The organism is Streptomyces sp. NPDC049577 (assembly GCF_040675635.1).
Taxonomy (GTDB): domain Bacteria; phylum Actinomycetota; class Actinomycetes; order Streptomycetales; family Streptomycetaceae; genus Streptomyces.
This window is the reverse complement of the sequence record NZ_JBFAPH010000064.1, coordinates 1-22,101: the sequence shown is the minus strand read 5'-3', so window position 1 is coordinate 22,101 and position 22,101 is coordinate 1. Positions and strand designations below refer to the sequence as shown.

Genomic DNA, 22,101 nt, shown 5'->3' with positions numbered 1-22,101 from the left:
CTCTTCCCACCCACCCACCCGTTACCGGACAGCGAGGGCTCGCTCCGCCGCAGGTCGTGGCGGGGCGAGCCCTTCGGCGTAGGCCAGGAGATCAGCTCGCGGGAAACACGCCCGTGTCGATCAACAAGCCGAACGGCGCGGGGAGACGGAGTTCGTCGCCGAACTTTCCCGCCTGAAGGACTCGGTAGACGTCGTCCTTCGGCTCGCCGTAGAGGGTGACAGTCGGTCCACCCGGCGCCCACCTGTCGGCGAGCAGATAGAGCGGCACACCGGCGTGGGCGTAAGCGGCCGGCTTGCTGATCCTGTCCTGGCGCGCGTTGGACTTGGAGGTGATCTCCACGATGAGCTCGGCCTCCGCGGCCTGGATGAAGTTCTCCGAGCCGTCCCTCTCGTCCGGAACATCGTCCACCACCGCCTCGGGGACCACGACGAGATCCGGAATGAAAAGGCCGCTGCGCGACGGCACGGCCACGGCCAGGGTCTGATACATGCCCCAGTCATCCGGAATGACCTTGGCCAGTTGGCGCTGGAGCTTCCAGGCGATGCTGTTGTGCCGGTTGGCCGGCGCTGGTGACACGGTGATGATCCCCTCGATGATCTCCACCTTGCAGCCCTCGGGCGCGTCCGTCTCCTCCCAGATACGGACGAGCTCTTCCCACTCGGGGCCGGCGCCCTGCGAGTGGTCGACAGTGAGTGCACTCACGGCGGTCTCCTTCATCGGAACGTCACCGATCCCAGCATGGCGAACGGGAGCCCGAAGGGGCCACCGATCCCGTTCACTCATACGAGCAGACCGGTCCCGCCTCCGGCCGCTTTTATGACGGTTCTGTGCCAAGCCGCACCTGAAGGGCCGATTCCGGAACCTCGGTACCCGGATCGGCCATCAGCAAGGAGAGAACCGACCGTCTTGTCCATGCGGGGCAGTACCAGCGGAGCGAACGAGCATGATCACGAATTCACCCACCGGGGACTACCAGTCTGCGGGCCGGCGCCGGGCCTCCCGCGCCAAGCGGCTGCTTGTCGGCGTGGCGTCCGTCGCCGTGCTCGGCCTGATCGCCTGGCCGGTGATGAGCTACTACGAGATCCCGCCGTTCACCGACAAGGGCGACCCCGTCAGCTACGGCGGCGGCGGTACCGACAACGCGAACGGCGGCAAGGGGTCCGCCGACTCCAAGGTGCTGATGCCGACCGGTCCCCAGGCCGATTTCAAGAACGAGAAGACCCTCCCCGACGGCACCCACGTCAGCGTCGTCAAGCTCGACGGCAAGAAGTCCGGGTTCAAGGGCAAGGTGTGGGTCTGGGCGCCCAAGGAGTACGGCGACCCGAAGTACGCGTCGAGCGGCTTCCCCGTCATGATCGCCCTGCCCGGCGGCCCCGGCAACGACGGCAACTACTGGTCGGTGGGCGAGTTCGGCCCGCAGAAGCTCTCGCTGGAGAAGAGCATCTCCCAGTGGTACCAGGAGGGCCGGAGCAAGCCGTTCCTGCTGGCCATGCCGATCCTCAACCCCGGCCCGGACGACAAGGGCATCTACTGGGACGCCAGTGACATCCCGAACCAGCCCAAGATGGGCACCTGGCTGACCGAGGACGTCCCGGACCTGATGAAGGCCAACTTCCGGACGATCAAGTCCCGCGACGGCTGGAGCTACATGGGCTCCTCCACGGGCGGCTTCGCCAGCCTGAAGTCCGTGCTCAAGCACCCGGACAAGTTCAAGACCGCGATCGCCAACGGCCCGGACATCGTCCCGGACTCCCCCCTGTGGCGCGGCCACGAGAAGGAGAAGGCCGAGAACAACCCCGAGGTGCTCGCCAAGCAGCTGGAGGCCGCCAAGGGGCCCGACGTCTACATCGCCTTCCAGTACGGCTCGAAGGAGAACGCGAAGATGATCGCGGACGTCAAGAAGTTCACGGCGACCTACGGCAAGGGCCCGGTCCACACCAAGACCTGGGAGATACCGGGCGGCACCCACAACGGAGGCACGTACCTCTCGAACATGGCGGAGCCGATGAAGTGGATAAGCGAGCAGATGGAGGGGCCGGTCCCGGCGTCCTGACCGCCCTTCACTCCTCCTGCGCGAGGAACGCCAGGTACGCCCGCTGGTCGAAGAGGACGAACCGCACCTCCTCCACGGAGGTCGGCGTCTGCCGCACCGTCTCCACCGCGATGCGCGCCGCGTCCTCCATCGGCCAGCGGTAGACGCCGGTCGAGATGGCGGGGAACGCGACGGTCCGGGCGCCCAGTTCGTCAGCCACCCGCAGGGCCTCCCGGTAGCAGGAGGCCAGCAGCTCCGAGCGGTCCTCGGTACGGCTGTGGACCGGGCCGACCGTGTGGATCACCCACCGGGCGGGCAGTCGGCCCGCCGTCGTGGCCACGGCTCGGCCGGTGGGCAGGCCCTTGCCGTAGTGGGAGGCCCGCAGCTCACGGCAGGCCGCGAGGATCTCCGGGCCGCCCGCGCGGTGGATCGCGCCGTCGACGCCGCCGCCCCCGAGCAGGGAGGAGTTCGCCGCGTTGACGATGGCGTCGACGTGCTGCGTGGTGATGTCGCCCTGGACGAAGGTGATGCCGCTCATGGGCCCATCCTGGCCCAGGGGCGGTGCCGGCAGGGCATGATTCCCCGCCCCGGGGCGGGTCAGGACGGGAGCCGCAGGCTCCACTACCGGGAGCCATAGGGGATCAGGGCCATCTCGCGGGCGTTCTTGACGGCCCGGGCGATCTGTCGCTGCTGCTGCCTGGTCACATGCGTCACGCGGCGGCTGCGGATCTTGCCCCGGTCGGATATGAACCTCCGCAGCAGATCGGTGTCCTTGTAGTCGATGTAGCTGATGCCGGCGGCGTCGAGCGGGTTGACCTTGCGCTTGGCCCGCTCGGACTTGGCAATGGCGCGACGGGGCACGACAGGTTCCTTTCGTGACAGGCAGGGGTGTTGCGGGTTTCAGGAGACGGGGTCGAGCAGTTCGTCGAAGGCGCGCGACAGCTCGGTCCAGGCCTGCGGGCCGGCCGCGTACTCGGCGTCGTCGAGCAGGCACGAGTCGAGCAGGAGCACGAGGTTGTCGCGGTCGAGGCCGGGCGAGGTGAAGGTGAGGTGCTGGCAGCGGTCGCCGTGCTCGGGGTGCCAGTCGAGTGCGGCGGCGACGCGGCGTTCGGCGGGAACCATCTCCCAGGCGGCGTCCGGCAGGGCGGCCAGCCAGGGCCCGGCGGATGCCACGTACAGCGCGCCGCCGGCGGCGTCCCAGGACAGCAGTGTGTCGGTCCGGTCGGCCAGCCAGAACCTGCCCCGGATACGGGCGGCCGCGCAGGTCAGGTCCTCCAGCGCCGCGTAGAGCCGACCAGGGTGGAAGGGCCGGTCCCGCCGCCACACCAGAGTGGCGACACCGTGGTCGTCGGCCTCCTGCGGGAGCAGCGCGCACGCGGGATGGTGGCGGGCGGCCGCCGCCTCGTGGTCGTACCCGGCCATCAGGGCCGGCGCGAGGGTGCCGTCGCCGACCCGGAGGTGTCGTGCGGCGGGCGTCAGCTGGGTGAGCAGGGCCAAGTCGGCGTCGTCCGCGGGCTCGTCGCCCTCGGCGAGGGCGATGACCGTGGGGTACTCGATCTGCCGGGCGAAGGTGTCGGCCACCGTGCGCTGGTCGGTGGGGGCGGCGGCCAGGCCGGCTTCGGCCAGGTCATCGCCGTTGGAGAGGTAGGGCAGTACGAGTGCCGGGTCGACCGCGGTGGCCACCCCGGTCAGCTCCAGCGATTCGCCCTCCGCCGCGATGACCGCCGCCATCGCCTGCGGCTCGACGGAGTCCCACAGCTCGACCACGGCCAGTCGGTAGGTTCCGGCGTCCGCGAGCCGCACGAGCTCCGGGACCAGGTCCTCACGCAGCGCGCAGCACGCGCAGTCGTTCACCAGCGGAGCGTGTCCGCCGGCGAACGGGCCGTTGATGTCGCGGATGACGCGGTGCACCGAGCCCTCGGGCCCCGTCGACAGGTCGTGGTGCAGCACCACGGTCCCGGGCACGGTGTGCAGGATGTCGGCCACTGCGGCCCGGCGGGCGTCCTCGCACAGACCGCCGACGATCATCACCGGCAGCCGGGATGCGACGCTCACCGCTTCTCCCGGTCACGCCCGTAACGCCGCTCGAAGCGCTCGACACGGCCCGCGGTGTCGAGTACCCGCTGGGTGCCGGTGTAGAAGGGGTGGCTCGCCGAGGAGATCTCGACGTCCACGACGGGGTAGGTATTGCCGTCCTCCCACTCGATCGTCTTGTCGCTGGTGATCGTGGAACGGGTCAGGAAGGCGTACTCGGCGGCACGGTCGCGGAACACGACGGGCCCGTACTCGGGATGGATTCCGGACTTCATGGGTGTCAGCGCTCCTCTCGGAAGTCGACGTGGCGGCCGACGACCGGGTCGTACTTGCGCAGGGTCAGCCGGTCGGGGTCGTTACGGCGGTTCTTGCGGGTCACGTAGGTGTAGCCGGTTACGGCGGTGGACCTCAGCTTGATGATCGGACGCAGTTCGTTGCGGGCCATGCCGGCAGCATACACGGTATTGATTTTCATTTTCATCAAGCTGCTACGGTGACCTCTCAAGACCCCGACCAGACGAGGAACCATGTCCGCCCACTGCCAACTCACCGGCCGGCAGCCCGGCTTCGGCAACACCATCTCCCACTCGCACCGCCGCACCGGGCGCCGGTTCGACCCCAACATCCAGACCAAGCGCTACTGGCTGCCCAGCGAGGGCCGTAACGTCCGGCTCACGCTGAGCGCCAAGGGCATCAAGACCGTCGACGCCATCGGCATCGAGGCCGCCCTGGCCCGCATCCGCGCCCGGGGAGGGAAGGTCTGATGGCCAAGAAGAGCAAGATCGTCAAGAACGAGCGGCGACGCCTGGTCGTCGCCCGCTACGCCGCACGCCGCGCCGTCCTCAAGGCGATCACCGCCGACCCCCGGATTCCCGAGGAGGAGCGCGCCGAGGCTCAGCGCGAACTGCGCCGTCAGCCCCGCGACGCCAGCGCCACAAGGGTCCGCAACCGGGACGCCGTCGACGGCCGTCCCCGCGGCCATCTGCGCGCCTTCGGCCTGTCCCGCATCCGGGTACGGGAGATGGCCCACGCCGGGGAGCTCCCGGGCGTGACCAGGAGCAGCTGGTAGCCGCAAGCATGCTCCGCGAGAGGAGGCACCTCCCGTGGCACGGGAGGCGCCTCCCCGCCCGTCATCGCGCCGGGCACTGCTTCCACGCGAAGTGGTACAGGGTGTTGATACTGCCGTCCGTCGAGTCCATCGCCAGGAAGCTGGTGGTCTTGGCCGGATCGGACGTGCCCGCGTCGACGCGCAGTTCCGTGTTGATGTTCAGGTTGCGCATGGCCCCGCACGGGGCGTAGACCACGGCGTCGAGGTCGGTGGTGTCGGTGACCTGCCAGTTGTCGCTGTACGGACCGGCGAAGTCGTGGTTGGCGTACGTGGTCTGCGACATGCCCTGGAAGTAGTAGCCGGCCCGCTGGAGGCCCTTCGCGCCCTTCTCCAGCTGCGCGAAGCCGCGGTAGTCGGCCTGCGCGACCGCGTAGGTGAAGCCCTGGGGGACGTGGACGTTCAGGGTGAGCTGGCAGTTCTTGCGGAAGTCGGTCGGCTTGGAGCCGACTCCCGTCTGGGCGACGTAGTGGCTGTAGGAGACGGTGAAGGCGGTGTTGTCCGGTGAGACGTTCACGTTCGCCGTCCCGGCGGGGCAGCCCGAGCCGTTGACGGACACCAGGTCGATCACGATCTTGTCCGGTGGCGGTGTGCCGTCCGGGAACGCCCGGGCGGACGCCTCAGGTGATGCGAGGCAGACGGCCAGGAGCGCCACGGCCGGGCAGGCGACGGTCGCCTTGGTCAGCATGGGGTTTCCCTCTCACTCGCCGTGCCTGCTCAGGGGCATTCCTTCCAGGCGAAGTGGTAGAGGGTGTTGACGCTGCCGTCCGTGGAGTCCATGGCCATGAAGCTGGTCGTGCCGGGGTCCGAGGTGCCCGCGCCGACGCGCAGTTCGGTGTTGACGTTGAGGATGCGCGACACCCCGCAGGGGGCGTAGACGAGGGCGTCGGCCGCCGTCACGTCGGAGGTCTGCCAGTCGTCGCTGACCGGTCCGCTGAACCGGTGGCTGACGGCGGTGGTGTTCGCCGAGCCCTGGAAGTAGTAGCTGGCACGCTCCAGGCCGGTGGCGCCCCGCTCCAGATGCGCGAAGCCGCGGTAGTCGGCCCGGGCGATGGCGTAGGTGAACCCCTGGGGGACGTGGACGTTCAGGCCGAGCTGGCAGTTCTTGCGGAAGTCGGTGGGCCGGGAGACGGGGCCGGTCTCGGCCGTGTAGTCGCTGTAGGTGACGGTGAACGCGGTGTTGTCGCCGGCGACCGCGACGGCGGCGGTCCCGGCCGGGCAGCCGGAGCCGTTGACGGCGACGACGTCGATCACGACCCGGTCCGGCGGGGGTATCTGCGCCGCGGCGGCTGCCGGGGACGCGTACGTGGTGGCCGCGAGCGCGGCGGCCGCGCCGGTGAACAGTACGGGTCTGAGCATGGGAACCCTCCCAGTGTTGTGCGGGCTCGCTTCGGCGCGGTTCATACCAGCACCGGGGAGGGGGCGCGTACAGGCCAAGTCGAGCCGAACCGGGCTCCGGGGCGGGAGGGGGCGCGGATTGACCTTGCCCCTGGGGCAGAAGGGAGGGTGGCGGGCGTGGAGGACGACGACCCCTTGCTGAGCATCGGCGTGTTCGCGCGCCGGGCCCGGCTCTCGCCCAAGGCCCTGCGGCTGTACGACCGCCAGGGCCTGCTCGTCCCGGACCGGGTCGACCCGGTGACCGGCTTCCGGTCCTACCGGCAGAGCCGGCTGGCCACCGCCCGGCTGATCGCACGGCTGCGCGGTCTGGACATGCCGCTCGCCCGCATCGCGTCGGTCCTGGCCGTACCGGGGCCCGAGGCGGCCGCACTGGTCGCCGGGTACTGGGAGGACGTCGAGCGGCGCGTCGCCGCTCAGCGGGAGCTCGCCGTGCACCTCCGCATCCAGCTGTCCGGAGGCGAAGGGAGATCCGACATGTACGAGGTCGAGCAGCGCGAGGTGCCGGAGCGACTGGTGCTCACCGAGCAGCGGCACGCCCGGCCGGAGGACCTGCCGGAGTGGATCCCGGCGGCCTGTGACCGCCTCGAACAGATCGCGGGGGCCCACGGGGGCGTCGTCGCGGCGCCGTTCGTGGTCTACCACGGCGAGGTGAACGAGGACAGTGACGGCCCGGTGGAGCTCTGTGTGCCCATCGACCCGTCGCGGGCCGCGGAGGTCACCGCCGCCGTCCGGACCGAGCCGGCCCACCGCGAGGCGTACACGACGGTCAGCAAGGCGCAGGTGGGTTACCCGCAGATCCTCTCGGCGTACGACGCGGTATACCGGTGGATCGGCGAGAACGGCGGCCGGGAGGCCGGCCCGGCTCGCGAGGTGTACTTCGCCGACTGGGGTGCGGCGGGGCCGGGGGACGACGTCTGCGACATCGCCGTGCCGGTCGTCTAGGGCAGGCCGGGTGCCGACCGGGGCCACGGAACCCTGTGGGCCCGGCGGCCCACGGGGCCCGCCCGTACAGGGTGGCCCGCGCCGGACGCCGCGACCTGCTCCGACCGTGTCCCACCCACCCACGGTCCGGCCGAAGTTGGCGGTCAGCGCGGTGCCGGTGGCCGCGTCCTGCCTTCCCGAGCCTCTCTCCGCCGGCACCTGGTGCGGGCCGTGGTCCGGGTGGGCCGTCGGCACCCATATGTCGCGCTTCGAGCCGAGCCGCTCCAGGGTGTCCCGCCTGCGCTCCGGGGGCGGCGAATGATCTCCGGCCCGGAGGCGGATCATCACCCAGGCAGCCAGCAGCAGCTTCACCAAGAGCGACAACACGGCGGACAGAACGCGTCACCACGGAGCGGGAGACGGGAGGGATGAGCGGCGATCAGCGCGCGGCTCTGATGTGACGGAGGAAGGCGGCGAGGGCGGAGGGGCTTGCCGCCACGATCGTGGAGGGGTGGTCGCTCTCGCGCAGGCGTATGAGGCCGCCGGGGGCGGGGACCAGCTCAACACAGTTGTTGTTTCCGCCGGTACTGAACGATGACTTGTGCCATGCAAGCTGAGACATGAAGCGACCTATCGCAGTTCGTACAGGACGTGCTGGAGCAGGCTCAGCGAGTCTTGGGATTCCTGAACCTCGGGGGCAGCCGAGGGGTCGATGGGAGCGAGGGCCAGGGCTGCCAGTCGCTCGAACATTCTGGCGTACTCGGCGATGCGGTTGCCATCCCCGGTGAAGTCAGCACTGGTGGTGTACTCCCGGTAGAGCGTGTCGAGCTCCGGCGTCAAGCCTCCGAAGAGCAGGAACGAACCGCTGTGCGAGGAGTACGGGCCCTTCTCGAAGGGGAAGATCTGCACCGTGACGTGCGGCAGACGGGCGACCTCAATGAGCTTCAACAGTTGCTTGCGCATCGTCTTCTTGTCACCCACGCGCACACGAAGCGCTGTTTCGTGGACGATGGCGTGGTACTTGCCGAAGTCGGCCAGTGCTCGCTGACGCTCCATTCTGAACCGCACCCACTCGTCGAGGGTCCGGTGATCGCTCTCAACACTTGAGATCACCGCACGGGCGTAGTCCTCGGTTTGCAGCATGCCGGGAATGACCGTCGGCTCATGGATGCAGACGCTGGTGGATCGCGATTCCAGCTCTGCCAGGTCGAGCGCCCTGCGAGCCATCACACCGGTGAATTCGTCCCACCAGCCCCTTCCTCGATCATGGGCCATGGCCATCAATGCGTCGAAGTACGGGCCTTCCTCGCACTCATAAGCGCGTAGCAACTTGTACAAGCCGTTCCGGGGAACGTCGACCCGCCCGGCCTCAATGTGACTGACACGGGAGCGGTCCGCGTCGAGCAACTTGGCCGCGTCGTCGCCGGACATGCGTGCGCGGGTGCGCAATTTCCTTAGCTCGGCGCCAAGTCGGCGCTGTCGTTCACTCGGACTGGTCCTGGGCGGCATGGGTCCTCCTGTGGCGCGTGCGCGCAGTCTGGCGCTCGCATCGCACATCGGTCCACCCGACCGCCCTCGCATCACCCTTGCGGGGGTTCTTTGGGGTACACAGTTGGAACACCATCACCCGTGTCCGTACCGTCGAGGCAGCTCCCCCACCCGCCGCGCAGCGGAAGTGCACTCGCGCCCAAGGAAGTTGGCACGGGCAACGCCACCGCGACGCGCCTGCCCCAGAAGGACGCATCATGACGAGCGACTGCTCCCTCGCCTTCCCACCCCACCCCGCATGGGTCCGCGCCGCGCGCGAAGCCGTGCGGACCCTGCTCACCGCCGCCAGCCGGACCGAGCTGACCGATACCGCCCTCGTGCTCACCTCCGAGGCCGTCACCAACGCCGTCAACGCCTGCCGGACGCGCGGCTGTACGCAGCCCGTCACCCTCCTCGCCGAGTGGACCGACCGCGAGCAGTTGCTCGTGCTCGTCCATGACGACGCGCCCGGCACGCCGACGCCGCGCACCGCCGCGCCCGACGCGGAGTCGGGGCGCGGGCTGATGCTGATCGAGAGCGGCGCCGAGGCGTGGGGGGTGTGTACGCAGGGCGGCGGCCCGGGGAAGGCGACGTGGTTCACGCTGGGGGCGCCGGTCTGCGGGGAGTGCGTGGAGCTGGGTGGCGCCCAGCGCCGGGCCGTCGACAGCGGCGACAAGCGGCGGGCCGTGGCGACGACCGCCGCGCTACGACGGCACGTCCACGGGGCGCACCCGCAGCCGTAGCGTCACAGCGGCGCCAGAAGCATGAGCACCTCGTCGCGCGTGTCGTCCGGCGCCAAACGCAGTGCGCCCGGCCAGCGGCCGGTCTCGCGCCAGCCGAGGCGTTCGTAGAAGCGCTCCAGGCCCTCGCCTCCCCGCGCCGCGAGGCGCAGCTGCTCCAGGCCGAGGTCCTCGCGGGCGGCCTCCCGGGCCGCGCGGACGAGCGCGGAGCCGATGCCGCGGCCGCGGAAGGCGGGGTGGGTCTGGAGGTGGTTGAGGGTGCCCCAGTGGGCGACCAGCCGGAAGGGGTCGCGGGCGAGGAAGACCCAGCCGGCGAGGGCGCCGTCGGCGCGGGCGACGAGCAGACGGGCGTGCTGCGGGGTGAGGCGGGCGAGGAGGCCGTCCACCGCGGGCGCGACGTCCTCGTCATCGACCGGCGGGAAGGGGAAGCCCGCCGCGCCGCCCGCGTTGGTGACCGCGATCCAGCAGTCGATCAGTTCGCGCCGGAGTCCGGGCGGGACGTCGCGCCCGTCGGATATGCGGGTCAGGTCGAGAGACATGGGCGGGATCATGCCAGAGACGGGAAACGGGGCCGGTGGAAGTCCACCGGCCCCGTTCACCTGCGAAAAGAGCGGCAAGCGCTTACGCGATGCGGTCCAGAACGATCGGGTTCGGGACGAACTCCGTGCCCGCCGGGGCGATGTCCACGCCGCCCTCCAGGGCCGCCAGCGCGTACTCGAACTTCTCCGGCGTGTCCGTGTGCAGCGTCATCAGCGGCTGGCCGGCCACGACGGAGTCGCCCGGCTTGGCGTGCATCTCGATGCCCGCGCCGGCCTGCACCGGGTCCTCCTTGCGCGCACGGCCCGCGCCCAGGCGCCAGGCGGAGACGCCGACGGCGTAGGCGTCGAGCTTGGTCAGGACGCCGGACGCCGAGGCGGTCACGACGTGCTGCTCGCGGGCGACCGGGAGGGTGGCGTCCGGGTCGCCGCCCTGGGCGATGATCATGCGGCGCCAGTGATCCATGGCGGTGCCGTCGCGGAGGGCCTTCTCCGGGTCGGCGTCCTTGACGCCGGCCGCGTCCAGCATCTCCCGGGCCAGGGCCAGGGTGAGCTCGACGACGTCGGCCGGGCCGCCGCCCGCGAGGACCTCGACGGACTCGCGGACCTCGAGGGCGTTGCCCGCGGTGAGGCCGAGCGGGGTCGACATGTCGGTGAGCAGCGCGACGGTCTTGACGCCGTGGTCGGTGCCGAGGCCGACCATCGTCGAGGCGAGCTCACGGGCGTCCTCGATGTTCTTCATGAACGCGCCGGAGCCGACCTTGACGTCGAGGACCAGCGAGCCGGTGCCCTCGGCGATCTTCTTCGACATGATCGAGCTGGCGATCAGCGGGATCGCCTCGACCGTGCCGGTGACGTCGCGGAGGGCGTAGAGCTTCTTGTCGGCGGGGGCCAGGCCGTCGCCGGCGGCGCAGATGACGGAGCCGACCTCGCGGAGGACGTTCATCATCTCGTCGTTGGAGAGCAGCGCGCGCCAGCCGGGGATGGACTCCAGCTTGTCGAGGGTGCCGCCGGTGTGGCCGAGGCCGCGGCCGGAGAGCTGCGGGACGGCCGCGCCGCAGGCGGCGACCAGCGGGGCGAGCGGCAGGGTGATCTTGTCGCCGACGCCGCCGGTGGAGTGCTTGTCGGCGGTGGGCAGCGGCAGGGAGGAGAAGTCCATGCGCTCGCCGCTGGCGATCATCGCGGCGGTCCACCGGGCGATCTCCGCACGGTCCATGCCGTTGAGCAGGATGGCCATCGCGAGGGCGGACATCTGCTCGTCGGCGACGACGCCACGGGTGTAGGCGTCGATGACCCAGTCGATCTGCTCGTCGGTCAGACGGCCGCGGTCGCGCTTGGTGCGGATAACGGAAATGGCGTCCATCAGCACATTTTCCTTAGGTTCGTAGTCCTCAGGTCTTCCCGGGTCCGGAAAGTGACCCGGACGGGCTGAAAGATCAGCCCGTCCGGCGCTTGGGGACATCTTCAACGATTCAGGTCGGAGGGCCCAAACGCGTCCGGCAGCAGCTCGGCGAGCGGGCGGACGCCCTTCGTCGTGTCCACAGCGAGCTCGGGGCCGCCGTGCTCCCAGAGGAGCTGGCGGCAGCGGCCGCACGGCATGAGGATCTCGCCGTTGCGGTCGCAGCAGGTGAAGGCCGTCAGCCGGCCGCCGCCGGAGGCGACGAGCTCGGAGACCAGGCCGCACTCGGCGCACAGGGCGACACCGTAGGCGGCGTTCTCCACGTTGCAGCCGGTCACGACGCGGCCGTCGTCGACCAGGGCCGCGGCGCCCACGGGGAAGCGGGAGTACGGGGCGTAGGCCCGGGACATGGCGTCCCGGGCCCGGCCGCGCAGGCTCTCCCAGTCGGGAGAAATGGTCACTTGCCCTGGCCCTTCCGGTACGGCTGACCGTCAGCCTTCGGCATCCGCAGCCGCTTCGCCGAGACCGACAGCACGAGCAGCGTCGCCACGTACGGGGTGGCGTCCACGAACTCCAGCGGGACGGTCTTGGTGAGCGCGTACCAGATGACCAGCGCGGCGGCGACGGCGCCGGAGATGATCGCGGGCCGCGACTTGCCGGCCTTGATCCGCCAGAGCGCGAAGCCGGCGAGCAGCACCGCGAGGGCCAGCAGCAGCGCGTGGACGGTGGGGCCGCCGGAACGCAGCTGGAGGCTGTCCATGAAGCCGAACAGGCCCGCGCCCATGGCCACGCCGCCCGGCCGCCAGTTACCGAAGATCATCGTGGCGAGACCGATGTAGCCGCGCCCGCCGGTCTGACCGTCGGAGTACATGTGCGTACCGATGGCGAGGAAGGCGCCGCCCAGACCGGCGAGACCGCCGGAGACGATCACGGCCGCGTACTTGTAGGTGTACACGTTGACGCCGAGGGACTCGGCGGCCACCGGGCTCTCGCCGCAGGAGCGCAGGCGCAGACCGAAGGCCGTCCGCCACAGGACGAAGAAGGTGCCGACGAACAGCAGCGCGGCGACGATCGTCAGCCAGGACACGTCGTCGACGAGGCCGTTGAGGATGCCGGCGACGTCGGAGACGAAGAACCAGTGGTGCTTCTCGATCGAGTGCAGCCAGTCGGCGAGACCGGGGATCGAGAAGTTCGGCATGTCCGGCATGACCGGCGACTGCTTGTCGTTGCCGCCCGCCTGCTGCGCGGCGCTGCCCTCGGCGCCGAACAGCATCTTGGCCATGTACTGGGTGATGCCCAGGGCCAGGATGTTGATGGCCACACCGGAGATGATGTGGTCCACGTTGAAGGTGACGGTGGCGAGGGCGTGCACGAGGCCGCCGATCGCACCGCCGACGACACCGGCGAGCGCGGCCACCCAGGGGCCGTGCTGCCAGCCCGCCCAGCCGGCGGAGAAGGTGCCGAGCATCATCATGCCCTCGAGGCCGATGTTGACGACGCCCGAGCGCTCGGCCCACAGACCGCCGAGGCCGGCGAGGCCGATCGGCACGGCGGCGCCGAGCGCGCCGCTCCACTGGCCGGAGGAGGTCAGGTCGTTCGCACCGGTGATCGCGCGCAGCGCTGAGAGCAGCAGCAGCGAGCCCGCGATGATCAGCAGGACGACGGGGTAGGAGAGCTTCTTGCGCTCGCCCTTGTTCTTGCCGCTCAGTCGCTCCGAGAGTGCGGCGGTGAAAGTCGTGCTCACGCGGACACCTCCGCAGTCTCGTTCTTGCGGGCCTGGGCGGCGAGCTCCTCGCCGACCTTGCGCTGCTGGACCTTGAGGCCGTACCGGCGCACGATCTCGTAGGCGATGACGACGCAGAGGACGATGACGCCCTGGATCACGCCGACGATCTCCTGGGCGTAGCCCTCGAACTCCAGCTGGGTGCCGGTGCGCTCCAGGAAGCCCCACAGCAGGGCGGCCAGCGCCATACCGACCGGGTTGTTGCGGCCGAGCAGCGCGATGGCGATACCGGTGAAGCCGATGCCGGTGGGGAAGTCGGTGCCGTAGTTGTACGACACGCCGAGCAGGGTCGGCATGCCGACGAGACCGGCGACGGCGCCGGAGATCAGCATCGAGGTGACGACCATGCGCTTGACGCTGACGCCGCTGGCCTGCGCCGCGGACTCGGAGCGGCCCACGGTGCGCAGGTCGAAGCCGAAGCGGGTGCGGTTGAGCAGGAACCAGTAGCCGGCGCCCGCGAGGGCCGCGACGACGACGAAGCCCATGATCGGCTTCGGCGTGGTCGGGATCTCGAAGAAGTGGGCCGAGTCGGGCAGGTAGGGCGTGTGGATCAGGTTGCCCTCCTTCACCGCGAGCCGGCCGTCCTGCAGGAAGTAGCCGATCACCGAGGCGCCGATGGCGTTCAGCATGATCGTGCTGATGACCTCGTTGACGTTGCGCGTGGTCTTCAGCAGACCGGCGATGCCGGCCCAGATCGCGCCGACCGCCATCGCGACGATGATGATCAGCGGGATCTCGATGATGCCGGGCAGCGTGAGCGCCCCGCCGACGACCGCGGCGAAGAAGGCCGCGATGCGGTACTGGCCGTCGACACCGATGTTGAACAGGTTCATCCGGAAGCCGATGGCCACGGCCAGCGCGGACAGGTAGTACGGCGTCGCCTTGTTGATGATCCAGACCTGGCTGTCGGCCTTGGAGCCGAAGTCGATCATGACCTGGAAGGCGTGGAAGGGGTCCTTCCCGGTGGCGGCGATGATGATCGAGGTGATCACCAGCGCGGTCACGATCGCCAGGACCGGGGCGGCGATGCCCAGGATCAGCTTGTTCTTGTCGATCTTCTTCACTCGGAGTCGCCCCCTTCCCGGGTCTCGTTCTCCTCGGTCTGGCCTTCCTCGGTGTGCTCGAGGTGGCCGCTGGCGGCGCCGGTCATGGCCGAGCCCAACTCCTCCGGGGTGATCGTGGCGGGGTCGGCGTCCGCGACCAGGCGGCCGCGGAACATCACCCGCAGGGTGTCGGAGAGCCCGATCAGCTCGTCCAGGTCGGCGGAGATCAGCAGCACCGCCAGGCCCTCGCGGCGCGCCTCGCGGATCTGGTCCCAGATCTGCGCCTGCGCGCCGACGTCCACGCCCCGGGTGGGGTGCGCGGCGATGAGGAGCTTGGGCCGGTGGCTCATCTCGCGACCGACGATCAGCTTCTGCTGGTTGCCGCCGGACAGCGAGGCCGCGGTGACCTCGATGCCGGGGGTCCGCACGTCGTACTCGCGCACGATGCGCTCGGTGTCGGTGCGGGCGGCCTTGATGTCGAGGAGGCCCTTCCTGCTGTTGGGCTTCTCGGTGACGTGGCCGAGGATGCGGTTCTCCCACAGCGGCGCCTCGAGGAGCAGACCGTGGCGGTGCCGGTCCTCGGGGATGTAGCCGATGCCGTCCTCACGGCGCTTGCGCGTGGGGGCGTGGGTGATCTCCTGGCCGTCCAGGGTGACGGTGCCCGCGTCGGGGTCGCGCATGCCCATGATGGCCTCGACGAGCTCGGCCTGGCCGTTGCCCTCCACGCCCGCGAGGCCGAGGACCTCGCCCTTGTGGATGGTGAAGGTGATGCCGTCCAGCACGGCGCGCACGACGCCGTCCGGGTCGGTGGCCGACAGGTGCACGCCGTCGACGGTGAGCATCGGGACGTCGGTGACCGTCGACTCGCGGGTCTCCGGCGAGGGCAGCTCCTCGCCGACCATCAGCTCGGCCAGCTGCTTGGGCGTGGTCTCGCTGGGGACGGCGGTGCCGACGGTGGTGCCCCGGCGGATGACGGTGATGTCGTCCGCGACGGAGAGCACCTCGCCGAGCTTGTGCGAGATGAAGATGACCGTCAGGCCCTCGGACTTGAGCTCGCGCAGGTTGTCGAAGAGCGCGTCGACCTCCTGCGGGACGAGCACGGCGGTCGGCTCGTCGAGGATGAGCGTGCGCGCGCCCCGGTAGAGCACCTTGAGGATCTCCACGCGCTGGCGGTCGGCGACGCCCAGGTCCTCGACGAGGACGTCCGGGCGCACGCCCAGTCCGTAGGCGTCGGAGATCTCCTTGATCTTCGCGCGGGCCTTGCCGCCGATGCCGTGGAGCTTCTCGGCGCCGAGGACGACGTTCTCCAGGACCGTGAGGTTGTCGGCGAGCATGAAGTGCTGGTGCACCATGCCGATGCCGCGCGCGATGGCGTCGGCGGGGCTGTGCAGGGAGACCTGCTCGCCGTCGAGGGTGATGGTGCCCTCGTCCGGCTTCTGCATGCCGTAGAGGATCTTCATCAGGGTCGACTTGCCGGCGCCGTTCTCGCCGCAGAGGGCGTGGACGGTGCCACGGCGGACCGTGAGGTGGATGTCGTGGTTGGCCACGACGCCGGGGAACCGCTTGGTGATGCCCGCGAGCTCGACGGCGGGGGCGGCACTGGCGGTACTGCTGGACGCTTTGATGGCGCACTCTCCTCGGAGAAGGTGAGCGGGGGGACGGCCGGGGGGCCAAGGGAGAGCCGGGAGGCTCCGGGGCGGTGGTGACGCTACACGCGTCAACCGCACGCTACGCGCGTAGCGTTGGCTCGCATGTGCGGGCCCGGTGGAGGTGTTCCCCCCGCCGGGCCCGCGTCGATGCTACGGACCGGTGATCACCGGCCGGTCATCAGGGAGCGATCAGGAAGCGATCACGGAGCGGTCTTGACCTTGACCTCGCCGCTCACGATCTGCTTCTTGGCGGCCTCGATCTTGTCCTTGATGTCGTCGATGAAGCCACCGGAGGTGGCCAGCGAGACGCCGCCGTCCTTGAGGAGGTACTGGTGCGGGCCGGTCAGCGGCTTGCCGTCCTTGACGCTCTTGATGACGTCGTAGACCGCCACGTCCACGTTCTTCACCACGGAGGTGAGGATGTGGTCCTTGTACTTCTCCAGGCCCGGCTGCTGGTACTGGTCGGAGTCGACGCCGATCGCCCAGGCGTCCTTCTGGCCGGAGATCGCCTCGATGGAGCCGTTGCCGGAGAGGCCGGCCGCGGTGTAGATCACGTCGATGCCGCGGTCGAGCATGCCCTTGGCCTTGTCCTTGGCGGCCGCCGGGTCGTTGAAGCCCTTGTCGTTGTTGGCGTACAGGTACTCCGAGGTGACCTCGACCTTGGGGTCGGTGGCCTTCGCGCCCTGCTCGAAGCCGGCCTGGAACTTCTGGATCAGGGCGTTGTTGACGCCGCCGATGAAGCCGACCTTGTGGTTCTTGGACTTCAGGGCCGCCGCGACACCGGCGAGGTAGGAGCCCTCGTGCTCACCGAAGGTGATGCTGTCGACGTTCGGGCCGGAGACGACCGAGTCGACGATCGCGAAGGTGGTCTTCGGGTAGTCCTTGGCCACCTTCTCGATCGACTTGGCGTAGTTGAAGCCCACGCCGATCACGGGGTTGTAGCCGGCGTCGGCCAGGGAGGTGAGCCGCTGCTCGCGGTCGGCCTCGGTCTCGCCGTTCTTCGCGGTCATCATCCGGTTCTTGACGCCGAGCTCCTTCTCGGCCTTGTCCAGGCCACGAGCCGCGGACTCGTTGAAGGAGTGGTCGTCACGGCCGCCGACGTCGAACGCGAGGCCGACACCCTTGCCGGCGCCGCCGCCGGACTCGGTGGAGGACTCGCCACAGGCGGTCAGAGTGAATGCGAGAGCCGCGGCGGTCACACCCGCGGCAGTGATCGTGGATACCCGGCGCACAATGGCCCCTTCACCTTTCGAAGCGCCTCCATTGGCGCTGGTTTCGCGGGCATCGTAACGCGCGTAGAACCAGATAAAAGGGGTGCTTGCGAGACGTTATCGGATCGACGCGAACATAACTTGACCCGAATGCTCACATTCGGTTGCCGTCCAGCAAAGCGGCGGCCGTGAACAGCTCCACGCCCACCTCGATGGCCTCCTCGTCCACGTCGAAATCACCGCAATGCAGGTCACGACGGGTCGTATCGCCGACCGGGCGGACGCCCAGCCGGAGCATGGCGCCGGGCACATGCTCCAGGTACCACGAAAAGTCCTCGCCACCCAGGCTCTGCTCGGTGTCCTCGATCGCGTAGCGGCCCCGGCGGGCGGTCATGGCGCGCCGGAGCAGGCCCGTGACCTCGGGATCGTTGACGACCGGGGGCACGCCGCGAACGTAGTTGATCTCCGACTTGGCCCGGTGCAGGGCAGCCACCTCGTCGACCGCGGCGTGCACCAGGTCGGGGGCGTCGCGCCAGGCCGCCAGGTCGAGGCAGCGGACGGTGCCGCCGAGCTCGGCGTGCTGCGGGATGACGTTGCAGGCGTGGCCGGCTTCCATCCGTCCCCAGGTGACGGCCAGGCCCGAACGGGTGTCGACCCGGCGGGCGAGCAGCGCGGGGACGTCGGTGGCGACCCTGGCGGCGGCGGTCACCAGATCGGTGGTGAGGTGGGGGCGCGCGGTGTGGCCTCCGGCCCCGGCCAGGGCGATCTCCAGCCGGTCACAGGCGGAGGTGATCGCGCCGGCGCGCAGCCCGATCCGGCCGACCTCGACCTTGGGGTCGCAGTGCAGCGCGATGATGCGGCCCACGCCGTCCAGCGCGCCGGACTCGATCGCGTCGAGGGCGCCGCCGGGCAGCACCTCCTCGGCGGGCTGGAAGATCAGCCGCACCGGGCTGGGCAGCAGCCCGCGCTCGGCGAGGCCGGCCAGGACCAGCCCGGTGCCGAGGACGACGGTGGTGTGCACGTCGTGGCCGCAGGCGTGGGCCATCTTGGGGACGGTCGAGCGGTAGGGGACGGTCTTGGTGTCCGGGATGGGCAGGGCGTCGAGATCGGCCCGGATCGCGAGCACCGGCCGGCGCCCGGAGCCGCCGTACGCCCGGCCCGCGCCGGCGGCCGTGCCCTGCGTGCCGATGTCACAGATCAGCCCGGTGCCCGTGGCGAGCGTACGTGGTCTGAGCCCTGCCTTCTCCAGCCGCTCCCGGACCGCCGCGGTGGTGCGGAACTCCTGGTTCCCGAGCTCCGGATGCATGTGCAAGTCCCGCCGGAAGGCGATGAGTTCGGCACGCAGCTCCGCGGACAGCGTGCCGGGGAGCGGGCCGTCCCCGGAGGGGGTTCCGGCGGTGGCACTTGGAGCGGGGTCGGCTTCGCAGGGCATCAGATGATTCACCCTGCGAAGAGTAGGGCCACGAACGGCCTAACTACCCCTTGATCAAGAAAAGTTCAGCCGCATGGATGGGTGACGCCGAGGGTATGACAGGTATTTACGGCACCATGAGACCAGCCCGCTCTACGCCATTGAGCTACGCGGCGGCGCGGGGACGTACCGCAGGCGTCGTACGTCGCGGGCGGATCCCGTGACTCCGGAGAGGAATCCCTCGGCGCGGGGCGAGGCGTCCTCGGTGAGCCAGGCGGGGTCGATGTCGCAGACGGCGACCGTGACACCCGTGCCGACCAGGGCCAACGGCAGGGTGTGTACCACGGTCGAGGGGAAGCTCAGGACCGTGCGGCCTATGGGACCACGTCGTGCGATCAGCTCAAGCGGAAGCTCCGGCCGGACGATCTCCAGACCGGTTCGCGCGGATATCGCGCGGAGTTTGTCAGGACTCTCCCGCCGGTGGGCGAAGTAGCGGGTCGCGCCGTGCGCCCCGGCGAGGTCGGCGACGGCCGTCAGATAGCGCTCGGGGTCGACCACCCCGGTCTCCACGAGCGAGGTGCCGACGAGGTCGGTGCCGCGGGTGAGGCGGGGCGGACCGAAGGCGCCCCGGGTCCAGGCGAATTCATTGGCCACGACCCGCACCCCGGGCGGGGCCTCGACGGGCATCGAGGTGAACACCTCAACCGTGCGCCGGTCGTTCGGCGTGAGCCGCCGGCGCGCAGAAGCGGATACCGGCGCGAAGATCAGCTCTCGCGCCCCCAGTGCGCCCCGCCCGCTGCGGTGACGGTGCCACCGTACGAGGCGTTCACCCCGGGCCAGTTGGGCGACGAACTCCATGGTGGCCGTGCCGTCGTCGACGACGACGAGGTCACGGGCGCGGGTGATGGTCAGCAGCAGCTGGACGTAGCGCGAGAAGGGGTCGCCGATGACGATCCGGCGCGCCGCGCGGAGCGGCCCGGCGAGGGAGGCGATCGTGCTCAGGGGCGCGCCGGGGCCGCCGCGCGCCTCCTCCCAGCGCACGCGGTGTCCCTCGTCGCGGGCCAGCTCGGTCATGCGGCGGAGCTGACCGCGCGTCATGGGGTCGTGCGGGGCGAGGACGACGATCAGCAGGCCGGCGGCGGGGGCGTCGTGCGGGCCGCCTCCGGGGCCGGCCTCGTGATCGGCCTCGTGATCGGCTTCGTGATCGGCCTCGTGGCGCCCCGGCTGGCGCGGGACGCCGGCCCGCCACGGGGGCGGCGCCTCGCGGGGGCCCGGTACGGGCGTCCCGGGGGCGGGGTCGGCCCCGGTGCCGCCGGGGCCGGTGCGGCTGTGGTGCGCCCACTCCAGGACGTTCAGCAGCTGCACCGGGCTCTCGACGAAGGCGAGCGTGCCGGCCCGTTCCGGCCCCGCGGGGGTGGTCACCGGCCCGCCCGTCAGACCGCGACCGGTTCGCGGTCGCCGCCCTCGGCGACGACGCCCGCCACCCGGCGCAGCTTCCGCATCGGCCCCAGCTCGCTCTCGTACACCCGCTTCACCCCGTCGCCCAGGGACTCCTCGACGACGCGGATGTCCCGCACCAGCCGCTGGAGTCCGCCGGGCTCGACGGAGGCGGCCTGGTCGGAGCCCCACATGGCCCGGTCGAGGGTGATGTGGCGCTCGACGAAGGAGGCGCCGAGGGCGACGGCGGCCAGGGTGGTCTGCAGACCGGTCTCGTGACCGGAGTAGCCGATGGGCACGTTGGGGTACTCGGCCTGGAGGGTGTTGATGACCCGCAGATTGAGCTCGGCGGCCTTGGCCGGGTAGGTCGAGGTGGCGTGGCAGAGCACGATGTTCTCGCTGCCCAGCACCTCGACCGCGTGCCGGATCTGCTGCGGCGTGGACATCCCGGTCGACAGGATGATCGTGCGGCCGGTGGCGCGCAGGGCGCGCAGCAGTTCGTCGTCGGTCAGCGAGGCGGAGGCGACCTTGTGGGCGGGCAGGTCGAACTTCTCCAGGAAGGCCACGGACTCGACGTCCCACGGCGAGGCGAACCAGTCGATGCCGCGCTCGCGGCAGTGCTCGTCGATGGCGCGGTACTCGTCCTCGCCGAACTCGACGCGGTGGCGGTAGTCGATGTAGGTCATCCGGCCCCAGGGCGTGTCCCGCTCGATGTCCCACTGGTCACGCGGCGTGCAGACCTCGGGGGTGCGCTTCTGGAACTTCACCGCGTCGCAGCCGGCGTCGGCGGCGGCGTCGATGAGGGCGAAGGCGTTGTCGAGGTCGCCGTTGTGGTTGATGCCGATCTCGCCGGTGACGTACACGGGGTGCCCGGGCCCGAGGGGCCGGTCTCCGAGCAGCCGGGTGCGCGGGGCGAGGGTGACGGGACGGACGGGGCGAGCGGCGCTCATGCGATGCGGTTCCTTCGTGAGGGGGACGGTGGAGGCGGGGACAGTGGGGGTGGGGAGGGCAGTGGCGGGGCTGCGGGGGCTCAGGGGTGTGAGGAGGGGGGCGAGCGCTCTGGCGCGGGCGAGGTCGTGGGGGTCGTCGATCTCCAGGACCCGGGCGGCGTCGGTCCGAACGGGCAGGGTGCGCCCGAAGAAGCGGTGCCGCGCCGCCCGGAAGCCCTCGGCCCGCATGGCGTAGGCGGCCCCGGTCTCCAGCAGGTCCTCGGGCCGGTCCTGGCGGCGGGGGCGGTGGGCCTTGTCGTGGTTGACGCCGGTGCCGCCGCCGGTGCCGGCGCGCCAGAGGAAGCCGTGGAAGGGCGCCACGGTCAGGGCGGAGTCGGCGCCCTGTTCGAGGACGGCCGCGGCGACGCCGTCGACGTCCTCGGCGGTGAGGAAGGGGCTGGTGCACTGGACCAGCAGGACCGTGTCCACGACCCTGCCGTGCATCGCCTCGTGGGCGTCCATCGCGTGCAGGACCGCCGTCTCACTGCTGGCGGTGTCGCCGGCGAGGGCGGGCGGCCGCTGGACGACCTCCGCGCCGGCGGCGCGGGCGGCGGCCGCGATGGCGGGGTCGTCGGTGGAGACGAGGACGTCGGTGACGAGGCGGGCGGCCCGGCAGGCGCGGACGGCGCGGGCGACGAGCGGGAGGCCGCCGACGGCCGCGAGGTTCTTGGCGGGTACGCCCTTGGACCCGCCGCGTGCGGGGATGACGGCCAGGACGGCCGGTCCGGCGGACATCGCGTGCTCCTTGGTCGTGTGGTGCTCGGCAGGCCGGCCGGTCACAGCTCCCCCAGCCGGCGGATGGCGGGGGCGACCCGCTGCACGCCGTGGCGGTAGGCGCCGCGCGCGGCGTCGCGCAGGGCGGCGCGCGCGGCGCGGCGGAGCGCG

General features: G+C 70.7%; 25 protein-coding genes and 1 pseudogene. 5 read left to right on the top strand and 21 right to left on the bottom strand.

The features are described 5' to 3' along the window. Positions 1–91: 91 nt before the first annotated feature. Positions 92–703 (bottom strand): Uma2 family endonuclease, encoded by a 612-nt coding sequence (locus AB0K09_RS10640; protein ID WP_366064949.1) that lies wholly within the window; start codon positions 701–703, stop codon positions 92–94. 241 nt (positions 704–944) lie between these two features. On the opposite strand from AB0K09_RS10640, the gene AB0K09_RS10635 reads away from it, so the two are divergent. Beyond that, the gene (locus AB0K09_RS10635; protein WP_366064945.1) at positions 945–2,054 is read left to right on the top strand and encodes an alpha/beta hydrolase-fold protein; all 1,110 of its coding nucleotides are present in this window, start codon (positions 945–947) and stop codon (positions 2,052–2,054) included. 7 nt (positions 2,055–2,061) lie between these two features. On the opposite strand, the gene AB0K09_RS10630 is transcribed toward AB0K09_RS10635, so the two are convergent. The 5 genes from AB0K09_RS10630 to rpmG all read right to left on the bottom strand — a co-directional run bounded on the left by AB0K09_RS10630 (position 2,062) and on the right by rpmG (position 4,512). Further along, positions 2,062–2,571, bottom strand: a complete 510-nt coding sequence (locus AB0K09_RS10630) for an O-acetyl-ADP-ribose deacetylase (RefSeq protein WP_366064944.1) — start codon at positions 2,569–2,571, stop codon at positions 2,062–2,064. 83 nt (positions 2,572–2,654) lie between these two features. Beyond that, positions 2,655–2,894: a 30S ribosomal protein S18 gene (gene rpsR, locus AB0K09_RS10625; RefSeq protein ID WP_366064943.1), complete on the bottom strand. Its 240-nt coding sequence runs from the start codon at positions 2,892–2,894 to the stop codon at positions 2,655–2,657. Positions 2,895–2,933: 39 nt separating this feature from the next. Further along, positions 2,934–4,061, bottom strand: a complete 1,128-nt coding sequence (locus AB0K09_RS10620) for a GTP-binding protein (RefSeq protein ID WP_366064948.1) — start codon at positions 4,059–4,061, stop codon at positions 2,934–2,936. 23 nt (positions 4,062–4,084) lie between these two features. Further along, a complete protein-coding gene (locus AB0K09_RS10615; RefSeq protein WP_366064942.1) occupies positions 4,085–4,342 on the bottom strand; it encodes a type B 50S ribosomal protein L31 in 258 nt (85 codons plus the stop codon). Between the two features lie 5 nt (positions 4,343–4,347). Then, the gene (gene rpmG, locus AB0K09_RS10610; RefSeq protein WP_366064941.1) at positions 4,348–4,512 is read right to left on the bottom strand and encodes a 50S ribosomal protein L33; all 165 of its coding nucleotides are present in this window, start codon (positions 4,510–4,512) and stop codon (positions 4,348–4,350) included. Between the two features lie 82 nt (positions 4,513–4,594). Between rpmG and rpmB the strand changes: the two genes are divergently transcribed. Both rpmB and rpsN read left to right on the top strand, forming a co-directional pair. Then, positions 4,595–4,831 carry a 50S ribosomal protein L28 gene (gene rpmB / locus AB0K09_RS10605; protein WP_366064940.1) on the top strand — a complete coding sequence of 79 codons (237 nt, stop codon included), beginning with the start codon at positions 4,595–4,597 and terminating at the stop codon, positions 4,829–4,831. Next, complete coding sequence (rpsN, locus tag AB0K09_RS10600; protein ID WP_366064939.1) at positions 4,831–5,136, top strand: 30S ribosomal protein S14; 306 nt, start codon at positions 4,831–4,833, stop codon at positions 5,134–5,136. The genes rpmB and rpsN overlap by 1 nt, the downstream gene beginning before the upstream one ends. Before the next feature lie 61 nt (positions 5,137–5,197). On the opposite strand, the gene AB0K09_RS10595 is transcribed toward rpsN, so the two are convergent. Continuing rightward, complete coding sequence (locus AB0K09_RS10595) at positions 5,198–5,860, bottom strand: DUF4360 domain-containing protein (RefSeq protein WP_366064938.1); 663 nt, start codon at positions 5,858–5,860, stop codon at positions 5,198–5,200. A gap of 29 nt (positions 5,861–5,889) precedes the next feature. After that, on the bottom strand, positions 5,890–6,531 hold the full coding sequence (locus tag AB0K09_RS10590; protein WP_366064937.1) for a DUF4360 domain-containing protein: 642 nt from the start codon (positions 6,529–6,531) through the stop codon (positions 5,890–5,892). A 147-nt stretch (positions 6,532–6,678) separates the two neighbouring features. Here AB0K09_RS10590 and AB0K09_RS10585 point away from each other — a divergent pair, with 147 nt between their 5' ends. Next, positions 6,679–7,512 (top strand): MerR family transcriptional regulator, encoded by an 834-nt coding sequence (locus AB0K09_RS10585; protein ID WP_366064936.1) that lies wholly within the window; start codon positions 6,679–6,681, stop codon positions 7,510–7,512. Between the two features lie 418 nt (positions 7,513–7,930). Here the strand turns inward: AB0K09_RS10585 and AB0K09_RS10580 are convergent, their stop codons facing one another. Both AB0K09_RS10580 and AB0K09_RS10575 read right to left on the bottom strand, forming a co-directional pair. Then, positions 7,931–8,113 (bottom strand): DUF397 domain-containing protein, encoded by a 183-nt coding sequence (locus tag AB0K09_RS10580; RefSeq protein ID WP_366064935.1) that lies wholly within the window; start codon positions 8,111–8,113, stop codon positions 7,931–7,933. A gap of 8 nt (positions 8,114–8,121) precedes the next feature. Then, complete coding sequence (locus AB0K09_RS10575) at positions 8,122–9,000, bottom strand: helix-turn-helix transcriptional regulator (RefSeq protein ID WP_366064934.1); 879 nt, start codon at positions 8,998–9,000, stop codon at positions 8,122–8,124. 236 nt (positions 9,001–9,236) lie between these two features. Between AB0K09_RS10575 and AB0K09_RS10570 the strand changes: the two genes are divergently transcribed. After that, the gene (locus AB0K09_RS10570; protein WP_366064933.1) at positions 9,237–9,761 is read left to right on the top strand and encodes an ATP-binding protein; all 525 of its coding nucleotides are present in this window, start codon (positions 9,237–9,239) and stop codon (positions 9,759–9,761) included. Between the two features lie 2 nt (positions 9,762–9,763). Here the strand turns inward: AB0K09_RS10570 and AB0K09_RS10565 are convergent, their stop codons facing one another. The 11 genes and pseudogenes from AB0K09_RS10565 to AB0K09_RS10515 all read right to left on the bottom strand — a co-directional run. Continuing rightward, the gene (locus AB0K09_RS10565) at positions 9,764–10,297 is read right to left on the bottom strand and encodes a GNAT family N-acetyltransferase (protein ID WP_366064932.1); all 534 of its coding nucleotides are present in this window, start codon (positions 10,295–10,297) and stop codon (positions 9,764–9,766) included. Positions 10,298–10,379: 82 nt separating this feature from the next. After that, positions 10,380–11,663 (bottom strand): thymidine phosphorylase, encoded by a 1,284-nt coding sequence (locus AB0K09_RS10560; RefSeq protein ID WP_366064931.1) that lies wholly within the window; start codon positions 11,661–11,663, stop codon positions 10,380–10,382. Between the two features lie 95 nt (positions 11,664–11,758). Further along, positions 11,759–12,154 (bottom strand): cytidine deaminase, encoded by a 396-nt coding sequence (locus AB0K09_RS10555; RefSeq protein ID WP_366064929.1) that lies wholly within the window; start codon positions 12,152–12,154, stop codon positions 11,759–11,761. Next, positions 12,151–13,437, bottom strand: a complete 1,287-nt coding sequence (locus AB0K09_RS10550) for an ABC transporter permease (RefSeq protein WP_366064928.1) — start codon at positions 13,435–13,437, stop codon at positions 12,151–12,153. The genes AB0K09_RS10555 and AB0K09_RS10550 overlap by 4 nt, the downstream gene beginning before the upstream one ends. Further along, positions 13,434–14,540, bottom strand: a complete 1,107-nt coding sequence (locus AB0K09_RS10545; protein WP_366064927.1) for an ABC transporter permease — start codon at positions 14,538–14,540, stop codon at positions 13,434–13,436. The genes AB0K09_RS10550 and AB0K09_RS10545 overlap by 4 nt, the downstream gene beginning before the upstream one ends. Beyond that, positions 14,537–16,144: an ABC transporter ATP-binding protein gene (locus AB0K09_RS10540; RefSeq protein WP_366064947.1), complete on the bottom strand. Its 1,608-nt coding sequence runs from the start codon at positions 16,142–16,144 to the stop codon at positions 14,537–14,539. Before AB0K09_RS10540 ends, AB0K09_RS10545 begins: the two co-directional genes overlap by 4 nt. A gap of 224 nt (positions 16,145–16,368) precedes the next feature. Further along, the gene (locus AB0K09_RS10535) at positions 16,369–17,400 is read right to left on the bottom strand and encodes a BMP family ABC transporter substrate-binding protein (protein WP_366064926.1); all 1,032 of its coding nucleotides are present in this window, start codon (positions 17,398–17,400) and stop codon (positions 16,369–16,371) included. 133 nt (positions 17,401–17,533) lie between these two features. Beyond that, positions 17,534–18,811 carry an amidohydrolase gene (locus tag AB0K09_RS10530; protein ID WP_366064925.1) on the bottom strand — a complete coding sequence of 426 codons (1,278 nt, stop codon included), beginning with the start codon at positions 18,809–18,811 and terminating at the stop codon, positions 17,534–17,536. A 132-nt stretch (positions 18,812–18,943) separates the two neighbouring features. Next, positions 18,944–20,212, bottom strand: coding sequence for a hypothetical protein (locus AB0K09_RS10525; protein ID WP_366064924.1), 1,269 nt, complete (start codon positions 20,210–20,212; stop codon positions 18,944–18,946). A gap of 11 nt (positions 20,213–20,223) precedes the next feature. Beyond that, a complete protein-coding gene (locus AB0K09_RS10520; protein ID WP_366064946.1) occupies positions 20,224–21,177 on the bottom strand; it encodes an N-acetylneuraminate synthase family protein in 954 nt (317 codons plus the stop codon). Between the two features lie 366 nt (positions 21,178–21,543). Beyond that, a pseudogene (locus tag AB0K09_RS10515) lies at positions 21,544–21,951 on the bottom strand (NTP transferase domain-containing protein); the annotation flags it as partial. Positions 21,952–22,101 lie beyond the last annotated feature (150 nt).

Bases quoted from the DNA above. Each gene is read 5' to 3' on its own strand.
- rpmG (WP_366064941.1), bottom strand. From the start codon at position 4,512: ATGGCCCGCAACGAACTGCGTCCGATCATCAAGCTGAGGTCCACCGCC.
- AB0K09_RS10620 (WP_366064948.1), bottom strand. From the start codon at position 4,061: ATGATCGTCGGCGGTCTGTGCGAGGACGCCCGCCGGGCCGCAGTGGCC.
- AB0K09_RS10630 (WP_366064944.1), bottom strand. From the start codon at position 2,571: ATGAGCGGCATCACCTTCGTCCAGGGCGACATCACCACGCAGCACGTC.
- AB0K09_RS10635 (WP_366064945.1), top strand. From the start codon at position 945: ATGATCACGAATTCACCCACCGGGGACTACCAGTCTGCGGGCCGGCGC.
- AB0K09_RS10570 (WP_366064933.1), top strand. From the start codon at position 9,237: ATGACGAGCGACTGCTCCCTCGCCTTCCCACCCCACCCCGCATGGGTC.
- AB0K09_RS10580 (WP_366064935.1), bottom strand. From the start codon at position 8,113: ATGTCTCAGCTTGCATGGCACAAGTCATCGTTCAGTACCGGCGGAAAC.
- AB0K09_RS10615 (WP_366064942.1), bottom strand. From the start codon at position 4,342: ATGAAGTCCGGAATCCATCCCGAGTACGGGCCCGTCGTGTTCCGCGAC.
- AB0K09_RS10520 (WP_366064946.1), bottom strand. From the start codon at position 21,177: ATGAGCGCCGCTCGCCCCGTCCGTCCCGTCACCCTCGCCCCGCGCACC.
- AB0K09_RS10530 (WP_366064925.1), bottom strand. From the start codon at position 18,811: ATGCCCTGCGAAGCCGACCCCGCTCCAAGTGCCACCGCCGGAACCCCC.
- AB0K09_RS10575 (WP_366064934.1), bottom strand. From the start codon at position 9,000: ATGCCGCCCAGGACCAGTCCGAGTGAACGACAGCGCCGACTTGGCGCC.
- rpmB (WP_366064940.1), top strand. From the start codon at position 4,595: ATGTCCGCCCACTGCCAACTCACCGGCCGGCAGCCCGGCTTCGGCAAC.
- rpsN (WP_366064939.1), top strand. From the start codon at position 4,831: ATGGCCAAGAAGAGCAAGATCGTCAAGAACGAGCGGCGACGCCTGGTC.
- AB0K09_RS10565 (WP_366064932.1), bottom strand. From the start codon at position 10,297: ATGTCTCTCGACCTGACCCGCATATCCGACGGGCGCGACGTCCCGCCC.
- AB0K09_RS10595 (WP_366064938.1), bottom strand. From the start codon at position 5,860: ATGCTGACCAAGGCGACCGTCGCCTGCCCGGCCGTGGCGCTCCTGGCC.
- AB0K09_RS10590 (WP_366064937.1), bottom strand. From the start codon at position 6,531: ATGCTCAGACCCGTACTGTTCACCGGCGCGGCCGCCGCGCTCGCGGCC.